Origin of the sequence: Streptomyces sp. NPDC001231 (genome assembly GCF_042896885.1) — a bacterium.
Lineage (GTDB): Bacteria > Actinomycetota > Actinomycetes > Streptomycetales > Streptomycetaceae > Streptomyces.
This window is the reverse complement of the sequence record NZ_JBIAXS010000004.1, coordinates 89067-101653: the sequence shown is the minus strand read 5'-3', so window position 1 is coordinate 101653 and position 12587 is coordinate 89067. Positions and strand designations below refer to the sequence as shown.

Below are 12587 nucleotides of genomic sequence, written 5' to 3'. Positions count from 1 at the left end.
AGCGACAACCGGTCACTTTCGTTCATTTCATGGCATCGGCTTCGTATTTCCAATGTAGCGCGTAAGTATGGATTCGATGGACTGGCCTGGTGAGATGGATCGGCTTGGAAAAGAGAAGACCTCAAGGGTGCGGTCGATCTCGTCCGGCAGCGGTCTCGGTGAACCCGACGATGTGATGGGGAGAAACGGTGGTTGAGAACGCTCAGGCGGGGCCATTTCCCCGCCCTGCCTCTTTGGAAATGCAGCGCAAGTGGGTGGAAGCGGGTCTGAACACGCCAGGGGTGAACGTTCCGCGTGAGGCGCTGCTCAATTTCGCCCCGTTCGTGGTCGATCCGGAGTCCATGCTGACCGAGCAAGATCAGGTCGGGACACGAATGTGGCGACCGGATGCCCTGCGGCAGCTGCACACCGATGCAGGGGACATGTTGATCGCGGTGGTACGGATGCACGGCGCTGGGGGAAGTGTCTGGGAACACAACGAGCGGATCAGCTCGTTGTGGCACTCGCCCGCCAATCCGGCACCGGTGCGGGAGGGCGAGTGCTCGCTGTCCGCAGTGCGCCCCTACGTCCAGCAGGTGGCTGGCGGCTCGACGCAGGAGTTTGCGGCCGTGGAGAGCGTGGCCGAGAACCGCGAGTCACTGGTCGCGAATCTGGAGAAGGCTGCGTCGGGGCTGCGTGAACGGGAAGGCCACCGTGCCTACGATCTCAGGCAGGACCTGATCCTTAACGGGCAATTGGAGCCGGGCCTCTACGTCGCACAGCACATCCTCATCAAGGAAGCACCGCTACAGGCTCGGGACGGACGTCCGCTGCATCCGGCCGAACACTGGCAGTGGATGGCGGTCCGGGGCAACAACCGGACGCAGCGGCGCCACGACATTTTCCGGATCTCGTCCGCCGATGTGGTCGCGGGTGTCCCGGTCAAGAAGATCGGAGGGGGCGGGGAAGACGTCGTCTTTGATCCGAACGACTGGCTCACGCGCCTCTCCGACCTGCTGAACGAGGAGTACGCATCGCTCTCCGCCGCCACGAGCCCTGCCGATCCTGACGACGACTCCCGTGCCGTGCAGGCTGTCAGGCTCGCGGTAGTGGAGTCCCACCTGGTCGTGGGCACCTCGGCACCGCGCAGGCTCTACCGCATCGCACAGATGAGTAATCGGCGTGACCACGTTCATATGCCACTGGAGTTCACCCCGAACGACCGAGGACGGGCGCTCGGTCGCAGCGTGCTCGGGATGTACGCAGCGGAGGGAGTGCTCGACGAAAGGGTCGCGGAGGTTCTGTCAGGAGGCGTGCCTATTGCGGGGTTGCCAGGGCTGCCGGCGGATGCGACGGTGTCGGAGTTGCGGGACATCCGTTCGATGATGCTTCTCCGGGAGCTGTTTCCGGTGGAGCGGCGCAAGCGGTTGCTGATCCGACGAGCGCTCAGCGAGGCGCCGCCGTCCCAGCTGAGTGCTCCGGAGGCCAACCGGCGGGCGCGGGTTTGGTCGGCCATGACCTCGGAGAGCTTTCCAAGCCCCTGGAACCCGCGGATCGCGGAGGTTTTCCAGCTCGGCGATGTCCGGGGCGGTCTCAATCCCTCGGACCGGCGGTTGCCGGAGTTGCTTGCCCAGGCGGACACTGATGACGAGGCATTCGAGGAACTCATCTCCTTCCGGGCGGCGCATTGGCTCGCGGCCTTCGACATCATCGACGCAGACCGGGGATCGCTGACCGGGCAGAAGACCGACGACGACGGCACCAAGGCGGACCGTGTCCGACGGACAGTCAAGAACAACCTGATGGCTATGCGGAACAACCGCCGCAAGGCGGTGGGTGTCCTGCGTGAACTGGCAGCCGCGATGGACGAGGGGGACCGTCGCCCGCGGAAGGTCTCGGCGACTGGCGAACCCTTGCTGGAACCGATGAACCGGGCCTGGTTCAACCGGGAGTTTCCCAAAGAGGCGGGAACTCGTGGGCGTGGGGTGCCGAAACCACGGGTCAACTCCGCTCCGCCGCGGTCAACCGCGCAGTCCGTTCGGCTGGCAGCTGGCAACGGTGCTATGGCCGTGCCCGGCGAGGAGCGGACGGCACCTGCAGCAAAGAGCGGGCCTGTTCAGTCTCCGAAAATCGTACCGACCTGTCCGGCGCCGGATGTGGTTCAGCCGCCGAGCCTCGAAAGTGTTCCTGTGACCGACCCGGCGCCCGATTTGGCAGTGAACCTGGAGCAGCAGGTGGGGGTGCTTATCGACAATGTCGGGAGATGTCAGGAGATTGCCGCGTCTCTGGCCATGCTGGCGAAGCCGGGAGGCCGCTCACTGACTCGGGATCAGGCGGACAGCATCGCACTGGGCTTGATGACGACTGAGGTGGAGACCCGCCGGTTGCGGGTGAAGCTGGAAGGGCTTGCCGAGCCGCTCGCAGGTCCGTGAGGCGGTACTGGGTTCGTTCGGGCCGTGCCTACAGCTACGGCCGAGAGTCGAGGGACAACTTCTTCCTCGGAGGCGGGGGCGAGTCCGGGGGCGTGCAGGAGGTGGTCGCGCTCGGCGTTGAAGGGCCATCGCCGCCCATTCCTGGCGGCGTACGAGGCGTCGTCATCGTCGTTGAGCTGTTGGACGAGGGCCTCGATGAGGAACGTCATGATGCCGCCGAGTGGCCGCGACGCTAGAAGGTGTGCAGCCACCAACAGAGCACCGAGCGGTCGTTGGGCCACGAGGCGCGGTCCTCGGCTTCCCAGTCCTCGAAGGTGTCAGGTATCAGGTCGATGGGGCGCCAGGCGGGGGCGAGCGTCTCGTCCACGGCCGGAGGGCGGACGTACTGCCTGCCGTGCTGGTCGCAGGCTCCGAAGTCCTGGTAGTTGCGCTGAGCCTCGATCAAGGAGACCTTGTTCGCTCCGTCATCCGTGGTTGGCCACCGGAACTGGACCCCGTCGTCCTCCCAGAAGCAGACGGGGCCGATCTCGTACGAGCCGGGCATCGCGCTCAGCACACGGTGCCCGCAGCAGGGGCAGGCGTAGCAGTCGCTCACCTGCGTAGTTTCGTTACAGATCCGACCCGTGCACCATGGATTTCTCTGCCTCGGCGTACCCGGCCAGTCCGCATCCAGTCCGCAGGACACCCGTAAACGGCCGTCGGGAGCCAGCGCATGCCAACGAGGAAATTCCAGGTCAGGGCCCTGGAGTGGGCTCCGCCGCAGGTCAGGATCGGTCCGCAGGCGTTCCGCTTCAATGTGTAGTGGCTGACGTATCACCACGTCACTGATCTGGCAAACATACAGGTCAGAAGGGGTCCGGCCTTTCGGGGTTGGGCCCCTGGTTGTTTCCCGTGCTGGGATGTCGCAGGGACGCCGGTGCTGGATCGCACACTGTCCACTGCCCGGCAGCAGGGAGTGCACGGACGAGCGCCCCTCCCTTTACGGTGCGACCGGAGATCGACGATCACAGGGGGGACGGACGGGGGCCGTCAATCGATCGCGGGCCGAGCGGCAGCGCCAAGCGCAGATCCTGCGCGATTGGCGGGCCGTATCTGATGGATACCGCCGGCGCCTTTGAGGGGATGCTGCAGCGGGCCTGGGATCGGGTTTTGGAGGCCAAGCCAGTGCTGCTGGTCCTCATCGGCTCCGATCTGTCGATGATGGAGGCGCTGAACAGCTACGGACGCCCCTGCCACCAGCGCGGCCGGGAGATGGTGCTGGGACCGCTCAACCCCGCCGAAGTGGGGCAGATGCTCGAGCTGGATCCGGCAGAAGCCTTCGACGCCGCGCTGGTCACCGGCGGGCTGCCGCTGATCTGCGCGGAGTGGCCGCGCGGCGTAGGGCTGTGGGACTTCCTCGGCGAGGCGCTGAGCGACCCGGTCTCGGCCCTGCTCGTGTCGGCCGAGCGCTCGCTGGCGGCCGAATTCCCCCCGCAGGCTCAGGCGCGTACGGTGCTGGCGGCTATCGGTAGTGGCGAGCGGACCTTCACCAACATCGCCCGTGCGGCCGGCGGAATCGGGGCCACGCCGCTGCAGCGGGCGCTGGAGCTGCTGACGGCCAAGCGGATCGTCGCCGCGGAGCTGCCCGTATCGCTGCGTCCGTCAAAGGATCGCCGCTACCGGGTGACAGATCCCTACCTGAGGTTCTGGCTGCAATTGCTCGGCCCATCCATGGAGGAGATCGAGCGAGGGCGGGGCGATCTGACTTTGGCGCGGATCCGGGAAAGCTGGACCAGCTGGCGCGGCCGGGCGATCGAGCCGCTCATCCGCGAGGCGCTTGCCCGGATACTGCCCGACGACCAGCTCCCCGCAGCCCCCGCAGTTGGCGGCTACTGGACCCGTACCAACGACGTCGAGATCGACATCGTCGGGGCGGACCGCGCCCCCATCGCCAAGGAGATGTTCTTCGTCGGCTCCATCAAGTGGCTGGAGCAGTCGCCCTTCGACCAGCATGACCTGGCAGCTCTCCACCGCCACCGCGCCGCCCTCACCGACGAACCTGTTCCCGTCGTGGCGGTCTCTCGCAGCGGAGTCGACTGTCCGGGGCTCGATGCCGCCTACGGCCCCGGCGATTTGCTGAACGCCTGGCCGCTGTGAGCGGCGGATGGCAGGCGAGGCCGGGGAGTTGGGGAGCGCGATCAGGCTGAACATCGCTGAGGCGGGCTCGCGCGGCATGGAGGTCGTCATCAACGCGCTCACCATCATCGAGGCCGTACATGCCCGCACGAACACGGCTAGCCTGAACCGGGTGCTCTCCGGGCTGCGAGCGGTCCCGGTGGGTGAGGAAGAGGCGAGGGCGGCCTCGAAGCTGCTGATGGACGCCGGTTTGCATGGGCACAAGTACGCGATTGATGCCGCGGTCGCCCAAGCCGCGCTGCGGCAGCACCGCCCCGTGGTCATGTTGACCTCCGATATCGACGACGTGGCCTGCGGCGATCGAGTCCGGCTCGTGGCGATGTGATTTCCCTTGGCCGAGGGCGGTGGTGATCGACCGCGGCCCTGGCCCGTTCCGGGTGATGGTGCGAGCGGCCGCGGAGGTGGTTCAGTGGGGTTGGTCTGCTGCCCCCCGTGCCGTGGAGTGGGTGGCCGCCCAGCCGGCGAGGAGTTTGAGCAGGTCCTCTGAGGTGGTGCCCGGCTCGGCGGTGTATCAGGTCACCTTGAGGCAGGTCCGGGATCTCCGGGTGGCGTCCGGCCTCGGCGCGCAGCAGCGCGACGGATCGCCGGCCGTACGCGGCGTCGAGTCCCGGACAGTCGACCCCGCTACGCGAGACCGCCACGACCGGGACGGGTTCGGCGGTGAGCGCAGCCCGGTGGCGGTGGAGCAGCAAAATGCGTGATGGCCTCATGGCCGCTCGGCATCTACGCGAGGCGGTCCAGTTCGGCTGTGATTGCCTCGCGCAGCGTGTCGTGCCGGGGACCGAGCGCGTACTGCTCGTCGTGCCAGTGCTCGCGCGGATACAGCCACACCGGCCGGCCCACGAGATCGGCCGGCTCCCAGTCGAAGCGTGGCCACACATGCGCGTGCAGGAACGGATCGGTGTTCCCCAGGATCTCCAGGTTGACCCGTCGGAAAGCCGGGTCCAGCCGCCCGCAGGCGCGTTCGACGGCTTCCCCCAGCTTGTCCATGTCGGACAGGAACGCCATCCGCCCGCTCTTCGGAAGCTCCGACAGTCGTTCCACCGCGGGATCGTCCACCAGAAGCACCGAGTACCCCGGCAGGAACTGAACGTCTCCGATCACCGCGAAGCCCGCTTCCAGCCTGCGGAGCACGGCGGGGTTCTCACCCCGAAGCGCGCTGCCGATGCGGTCCTTACGCCAGTCACCGGTCACGGCTAGCGCACGCCTTCCCACAGGAGGCGTTCCTGGTCGCGTGGATCGTCTTCCGGGGTGGGGGCTTCCGTGAAGACCATCGTCGTGCGCGTGGTGGTGTCGTAGGCGGGCCAGCCCGGGTTGCCCGTTTTGGCGAAGGAGAGCCAGGCCTTGTGCATTGCATCCGCCAGGGGTTGGGGTGGGTGGGGGCCCAGTAGGGGGGTGTACGACGGGTCGTGCAGGCGGTTGAAGACGAAGGGGAGTTCCAGGGCGTGGCAGGCGCCCAGGCGACCGTCGAACTGGGGCGAGCGCCAGGCGAATTCGTACAGGTGGGAGCCCAGGACGGACTCGGCCAGGCGGATGGCGGGGATGCGGTAGAACCAGTCCGTCGCCACCGCGGAGAGGAGTTCGCCAGGGGTGGCGGTGGGGCGGGTCGCGCCGTATACCGGGAGGGCTTCGTCCGGGTTCAGGCCGTATGCGGCCATCGTGGCGCGGAGTCCGGAGTCGCGGATCGCGTCCAGGAGTCGCGTGGGGGCCAGGAACAGGCGGTACTCCTCGCGGTTGCTGCCGATCAGGAGGTCGACGCCGCAGTCGGGGCCGGGCAGGGACAGGCCGGACGTCACCGGTTCGAACGGCATCATGTTGAGCACCGCCTCGCCCCACAGCGCCGGGTCCGGGCGGGCGCCCACCTCGGCGCGGAGTTCGGCCTGGGCGGGGAGGAGGTCGGCGAGGGGGACCTCGACGAAGGCCTCCAAGGTCGGTTCGATGCCGAGCTTCGCTGCCAGGCGGTCCGTGATCAGCGCCGCCGAGGACGGGCGCAGGAAGTGGTGGCAGGCGCCGCTCTGGAGGATCGCCCGGCGGAACAGGCCGTCCGCGAGACCGGTGGCCAGCAGGACGCCGATGCTCATCGCGCCCGCCGACTCGCCGAAGACCGTCACGCGGTCGGGGTCGCCGCCGAAGGAGGCGATGTTGGCGCGGATCCAGCGCAGGGCGGCCACCTGGTCCAGCAGCCCGCGGTTGTCCGGGACGCCCGGCAGGTGGAGGAAACCGTCCGAGCCCAGACGGTAGTTGAGGGTGACGCAGACGACCCCGCCGCGGGCGAAGGCGCTGCCGTCGTACGCCGACGCCGAGCCCGAGCCGTTGGAGAACGCCCCGCCGTGCAGCCACACCAGCACCGGCAGGTCGGCCCCCGGCTCCGGGGCGGGCGTCCAGATGTTGAGGTTCAGGCAGTCCTCGCCGGGGATGACGTCCTCCGGGATGAGGGTGTCGAAGGGCGGCGCGTAGGGCGCGTGCGGCACGGTCGGGCCGTAGGCCGTGGCGTCGCGTACTCCTGCCCAGGGCTGGGGCGGATCCGGTGCGCGGAAGCGACGCGGGCCGAAGGGCGGGGCCGCGTACGGGATGCCGAGGAAGGCCGCCACGCCGTCCGCGGAAAGACTGCCGCGGACGGCGCCCTGCTCAGTGGTGCACACCGTCATGACGTCAGGATCCCCCGCAGGGCCGCCCCGAACGCCTCCGGACGTTCCAGATGCACCGCGTGCCCGGCGTCGCGGACGGCGACCTCCCGGACCGTGCCGCCCCGCGCCGCGTAGCGGTCCAGGACGTGACGGGTCTGCGCCACCATCGGCTGCGCGGGGGTCCCGTCCCAGCCGGGCACCGCGCCGATCGAGCCCAGGTGTGCCAGGTCGAACACCGAGGTGTCCGAGACGATCACGTCGTCCTCGCCGCGGATCCACAGCACCGGCGGCTTGGGATCGATCAGGTGCAGCTCGTCGAGGCGGAAATGGACAGGGGAAAGGCAGTTGAGCACGCCCCGGGTGCCGGGGGCCACGCCCGGCCAGGCCGTGGACGCCACGCTGTCGCCCGGATAGTGGTCGTCGCCGGTGCGCGTGGTGAGCATGGAGTCGACGTACGCGTCCTCGTGCTCGCCCTCGGGGCGCCACGGCGGCTTGACGTAGCAGTTCGCGAGGACGGAGCGGGGTGCGACGGGGGAGTCCTCGCCGCGCTCGCCCTTGGCCAGCAGCGAGACGAACTCCGGGTTGGCCGTGCCGCCGCCCGAGCCCGCCCCGTCCTCGGAGTTGAGGGTCCCGTCCACGCCGTGCGTGCCGCCGAAGCCGTACGGGGAGACCGGGTTGACCAGGGTCAGGGAGCGCACCGCGGCCGGACGGTCGCTCAGGTACTGCATGATCACACCGCCGCCCATGGACCAGCCCACCAGGTGTGCCCGGTCGATCCCGAGGGCCGTCAGCAGCGCGGCGAGGTCGTCGGCGTGGTCGCGCAGGCCGCGCGTGGCGTCGATGGGCAGCGGGTCGGTGCCGCCGAAGCCGCGCAGGTCCAGCGCGATGGGGCGGTAGCGGTCCGGCAACAGGGGCAGGGTGGTGTGCCAGAAGGCGGAGGAGGAGACGTTGCCGTGGACGAAGACGACCGGCTCGCCCTCGTCCCGGAGTTCGGCGATCTGCACGGTGAGACGGTCGGTGGCTACCCGGCGGGTGCGGATGCTGCTGGTCATCTTCATCTGGTCCTTTGGTCCTTCACGAGAGCCAAGTGGCGATCTGGGCGGCGGCCGAGCTGTTCCAGCCCAGCTCCAGGTGGTTGGCGCCGACGACGGTGGCGGTGCCGCCGACCGTGGGGATGCCGGTGGTGTCGAGCGCGCTGGCGATGAAGACGACACCGTCGCTCGGCCCGCGGTTCTCGTTGAAGATGCCGACGACGGTGGGGGATCCGCCGGCCAGCAGGTAGGTGGTGACGGAGGCGGGTACGCCGGCGTCGTGCAGCGGCTTGATCAGCGAACCGGCGTCGATGGCGGCCTGGATGCCGCTGCCCGCGGTGTAGAAGCCCTGGCCGCCGTAGTACGTCGTGTACCAGTCCTGCGCGGCGCCGTCGACTCCGTACCTCCCGTCCCAGCGGGCCAGCATCTGCCGCTGGCCGGGATAGTTGTCGTAGCCGCCGGAAGGCGTCATCGAGAACTCGGGGTGCGCGGTGTACAGGCCGTAGCAGGTCATCCGCGCGTGCGGGGAGGGCGCGTTGACCTTGCCGCCGCACTCGGGCCAGATGGAGAAGTCGTGCGCCCAGCCGTGCGCGTACGGGTAGTCGTAGCCGCCGTTCGGACCGCCGACGGTGATCAGCCTGCGCACGTCGCCGGCGTACGCCCGCCCCCAGCTCGGCTTCAGCGACGACACGTACGCGCGGGTCGACATCTCGCCCTTGCTCCAGCCGACGAGGTCGACCTTGGCGACGCCGAGCCTCGCCTTGATGACGGCGATGGCGTCGCCGACGATCTGTGCCTGCATCAGGTTGTCGCCCTGCTTGTGCGCGAAGCCGACCGCGAAGACGCGGTGGCCGCGTGCGGACAGGTACTGCATCAGACCGGTGGACGGGCAGGACAGGGCGCCGCAGCCGTAGCCGCCCGCCTCGCCCGGGTTGGCCCAGGCGCGGTCCGCGGTGTCGTTGGCGCCGTGCACGAGCAGGACCGGTGTGGTGCGGCTGCCGGTGTCCCAGCCGGGGGCCGAGTAGAGCAGGAAGCGGCCGGAGCTCGGTCGGGAGACCCCGCCGAAGTACGTGACGCGCTTTCCGTCCTGGTCGCCGCGGCCGTCCGAGGGGTAGCCCTCGGTGCGGAACCCGGGGGTGGTGTCGAGGTAGCGCTCGACGCGCTCCCAGCCGTTGGTGACGGTGCCGGCGCCGTAGCCCGCCTCGAGGGTGAGGTAGGACGGCGGCGGTTCGGCGGCGGACGCGGTGCCGGCGACGGCCGCCGGTCCGGCCACCACCGCCATCAGCAGGGCGAGCAGCATCCGCCACCGGCCCGTACGGCTTCGTCTGTACCGCATGTCCCCGCCCTCTCGTCCGCGCTTCCACGGCTCCGTCCCACCGCGGCGGCCCACAGTAGGCACGGGACACGGAGGGAGGGCATGTGTGCGGAGCCCATAAGGAGGGCTGCCTGTGTGGGGCAGCAGCCCGCATCCCACCTCGTCCAGCCGGCCGGGAAGTGCCGGGCGGACGAGGTGGGACGCGGGCCGGGCGATGTGCGGTGCCCGGCCGGGTCGGGCCACCGGTCGGGCACCGCGGCCTCGGGCGCCGGGCACCGCGGCTTCAGGTGCCGGGGACCGCGGCCTCAGACAGCCCGCGCCGCCTGCCGCTGGGCACGGACCCGGTACCCGTAGGCGGCCAGCACCACGGCCAGGCTGAGGAAGCTCAGTCCCACCTGCGGCCGTGTCTCCGGCATGACGACCATGACGGCGAGCACTCCGGCCATCCACGCGATGGTCACGTAGGACAGATAGGGGAAGAGCCACATCTTGAGCCTGATCGGCTCGCCGCCCTCGCGCTCGACCCGGCTGCGCTGCCGGATCTGCGCCGCCACCAGCACGATGTAGTAGATGAGCTGGATGGCGCCGGAGGAGTTGATGAGGAAGATGAAGATCTGTTCGGGGAAGAAGTAGTTGGCGACCACGGCGAGGTAGCCCATCGACGTCCCGGCGAGGATCGCCCGGACCGGCACGCCGCGGGAGTTGACCTTGGCGAGGAACTTGGGTGCCTCGCCCTGCTCGGCCAGGGTGAGCAGCATGCGCGAGGTGATGTACAAGCAGGAGTTGAGCGAGCTGAGCACCGCGGTCAGCACGACCACCTGCATCATGACCGAGGTGTAGGGAACGCCCGCGGTGTCCAGGGCGACCGCGAACGGGCTCTTGATGATCTTGCCGGAGAACGAGAAGTTCCACGGCACGATGCACACGATCAGCAGCACCGACAGCACATAGAAGGTGAAGACCCGGTACATCACCTGCTTCGTCGCCTTGGCGGCGTACTCGGCGGGCTTCTCGGACTCGGCGGCCGCGATCGTGGCGATCTCCGCGCCGCCCATGGAGAACAGCACCGTCACGCTGCCGATCACCGCGGCCGTGACACCCATCGGGAAGAATCCGCCCGAGCCGAACAGGTGGCTCAGGCCCGGACTGGGCCTGCCGGTGCCGCCGAACAGGAAGACCACCGCGACACAGGCGAAGAAGATGATCGCGGCGATCTTCACGGAGGCGAGCCAGAACTCCGACTCGCCGTAGGCCTTCACCGACAGCAGGTTGATGGCGGTCATCACCAGCATCAGGCCGAGACACAGGGCCCAGGTGGGCACCGAGGGCAGATAGCCGCCCAGAATGCCGGCCCCGGCGACGGCCTCGATGGCCGCCACGACGACCCAGAAGTACCAGTAGAGCCAGCCGATGGTGAACCCGGCCCAGTTGCCGAGTCCGTGCCGGGCGAAGTTGGCCACCGAGCCCGCGGACGGCCGCAGTACGGCCATCTCGCCGATGGCCCGCATGACGAAGATCATCAGTACGCCGCTGACGGCGTAGCTCAGCACTGCCGCGGGACCGGTCTGGTTGATCACCGCACCGGAGCCGACGAAGAGCCCGGCGCCGATGATGCCGCCGAGCGCGATCATCGTCAGGTGCCGGTTCTTCAGGGATCTCTTGAGTCCGCCGCCGGGGGCGGGGGCCTCTTCGTGGGGAACGGTCGAAACGGGTCGATCACTGGTCGTTGCCACGGTGGACCTCGTTCTTCTTCGGATACGACGAGGGGGAGGGGTAAGCCGGAGCCGTCCTGGGGGGTGCCCCGGTCGGGAGCACCCCGTGTCGCGCGCACCACGGGTCAGGAGCACCACGCGTGGGCGGCGGCCGCGTAGATCTCGACGATCTCGAGGTACTTGCTCGTCTCGACCCATTCGTTCGCCCAGTTGTAAGGGGGCGTGCCCGGGCCGATGTTGACCGAGTCGATACCGGCCTGCTTGAGGGGGACCATGTCGGTCCAGAACTGGATGCCGCGGAACACCGGGTCCCCGCCGGTGGTGCGCACCGCGTCGGCCACGGTGCGGGCGATGGGCGCCTCGGTGCCGATCTCGTACGGCAGGCGCGGGCCGCTGAGCCAGTGGGGGCTGAACTCGACCGTCGCCTTGATCCGGGGGTCGTCGGCCCTCAGCTTGTCGATCATGGCGATGACCTGCTGCCGGACCGCGTAGGGGTCCTGGGACGGCAGTAGCCGCAGGTCCAGCGAGATCGTGCAGCGGTCGGGGACCTGGTTGTGCTTGGTGCCGCCCTGGATGGTGCCGATGTTGAGGATCGGACCGCCGGGAAGCTCCGGGTGGGGCTCGTAGGGCAGGGTGCCCTCCAGCTCGCGCAGGGCGGCCAGGATCGGCTCCATCGTCTCGATCGCGTTGAGTCCCAGGTGCTTGCCCGCGGTGTGGGCCTGCTTGCCGTAGGTCGTGATCTCCAGGTAGGCCGCGCCGCGGTGCACCGCGCCGATGGTGTTGTCCGTCGGTTCGCCGCAGACGGCCGCGTCGGCGGTGAAGCCGGCGTCGATCAGGGAACGTGTGCCGACCCCGCCTTCGAAGTGGCAGGACACGCCCTGGAAGACGAGGTCGCCGCGGGGGCGGGTGCCCGATTCCAGGACCCGGCGCATCACCGCGAGCGAAGCCGTGGTGGCGGCCTTCATGTCGGCGATTCCGGAACCGTGGATCCTGCCGTCGGCGACGTAGGGGGCGAACGGGTCGGTGTCCCAGTCCCCGGAGACCTCGTAGGTGTCCAGGTGGCCGTTGAGGATCAGCGACCTGCCGCCGCCCGTTCCCTTGATCCGGGCCCCGACGCTGGGCCGGCCCGGCATCGACTCCACGAGGCGCACCTCGTCCGCCCCCCACTGCCGGAGCTGGTCGGCGATGAACTCGGCGAGTTCCCGCTCCCGGCCCCAGGTGGAATCGATGGCCAGCGTCTGCAGGAGAAGTTCGAGGTCGCGGTTCGACATGGACTTGCGTCTCCGTCCGGCTGAGTGGTTGAGCTGGAGTGCAGG

10 protein-coding genes and 1 pseudogene are annotated in these 12587 nt (G+C 69.1%); 4 read left to right on the top strand and 7 right to left on the bottom strand.

What is annotated here, in order from left to right; genetic code table 11:
- The first annotated feature begins 188 nt into the window (after window positions 1-188).
- Window positions 189-2411, top strand: a complete 2223-nt coding sequence (locus ACFY3J_RS06705) for a hypothetical protein (protein WP_390840431.1) — start codon at window positions 189-191, stop codon at window positions 2409-2411.
- Window positions 2412-2643: 232 nt separating this feature from the next.
- Here ACFY3J_RS06705 and ACFY3J_RS06700 read toward each other — a convergent pair whose 3' ends face one another.
- Window positions 2644-3006 (bottom strand): CPCC family cysteine-rich protein, encoded by a 363-nt coding sequence (locus ACFY3J_RS06700; RefSeq protein WP_390840430.1) that lies wholly within the window; start codon window positions 3004-3006, stop codon window positions 2644-2646.
- Window positions 3007-3497: 491 nt separating this feature from the next.
- Between ACFY3J_RS06700 and ACFY3J_RS06695 the strand changes: the two are divergent.
- From ACFY3J_RS06695 to ACFY3J_RS06685, 3 genes and pseudogenes are all read left to right on the top strand, one after another.
- Window positions 3498-4547 (top strand): annotated as a pseudogene (locus ACFY3J_RS06695) (ATP-binding protein); the annotation flags it as partial.
- 7 nt (window positions 4548-4554) lie between these two features.
- The gene (locus ACFY3J_RS06690) at window positions 4555-4911 is read left to right on the top strand and encodes a DNA-binding protein (RefSeq protein ID WP_390840429.1); all 357 of its coding nucleotides are present in this window, start codon (window positions 4555-4557) and stop codon (window positions 4909-4911) included.
- Window positions 4912-5056: 145 nt separating this feature from the next.
- Window positions 5057-5287, top strand: coding sequence for a hypothetical protein (locus ACFY3J_RS06685; RefSeq protein WP_390840514.1), 231 nt, complete (start codon window positions 5057-5059; stop codon window positions 5285-5287).
- 22 nt (window positions 5288-5309) lie between these two features.
- Here ACFY3J_RS06685 and ACFY3J_RS06680 read toward each other — a convergent pair whose 3' ends face one another.
- From ACFY3J_RS06680 to ACFY3J_RS06655, 6 genes are all read right to left on the bottom strand, one after another.
- Window positions 5310-5780 carry an HIT family protein gene (locus ACFY3J_RS06680; protein WP_384171969.1) on the bottom strand — a complete coding sequence of 157 codons (471 nt, stop codon included), beginning with the start codon at window positions 5778-5780 and terminating at the stop codon, window positions 5310-5312.
- Between the two features lie 2 nt (window positions 5781-5782).
- Window positions 5783-7234: a carboxylesterase/lipase family protein gene (locus ACFY3J_RS06675; RefSeq protein ID WP_390840428.1), complete on the bottom strand. Its 1452-nt coding sequence runs from the start codon at window positions 7232-7234 to the stop codon at window positions 5783-5785.
- On the bottom strand, window positions 7231-8265 hold the full coding sequence (locus ACFY3J_RS06670) for an alpha/beta fold hydrolase (RefSeq protein ID WP_384171963.1): 1035 nt from the start codon (window positions 8263-8265) through the stop codon (window positions 7231-7233). Before ACFY3J_RS06670 ends, ACFY3J_RS06675 begins: the two co-directional genes overlap by 4 nt.
- A gap of 22 nt (window positions 8266-8287) precedes the next feature.
- Window positions 8288-9580, bottom strand: coding sequence for an esterase/lipase family protein (locus ACFY3J_RS06665; RefSeq protein WP_384171961.1), 1293 nt, complete (start codon window positions 9578-9580; stop codon window positions 8288-8290).
- A 284-nt stretch (window positions 9581-9864) separates the two neighbouring features.
- Window positions 9865-11292 carry an amino acid permease gene (locus tag ACFY3J_RS06660; RefSeq protein ID WP_384171958.1) on the bottom strand — a complete coding sequence of 476 codons (1428 nt, stop codon included), beginning with the start codon at window positions 11290-11292 and terminating at the stop codon, window positions 9865-9867.
- Window positions 11293-11396: 104 nt separating this feature from the next.
- Complete coding sequence (locus ACFY3J_RS06655) at window positions 11397-12542, bottom strand: M20 family metallopeptidase (protein ID WP_384171955.1); 1146 nt, start codon at window positions 12540-12542, stop codon at window positions 11397-11399.
- Window positions 12543-12587 lie beyond the last annotated feature (45 nt).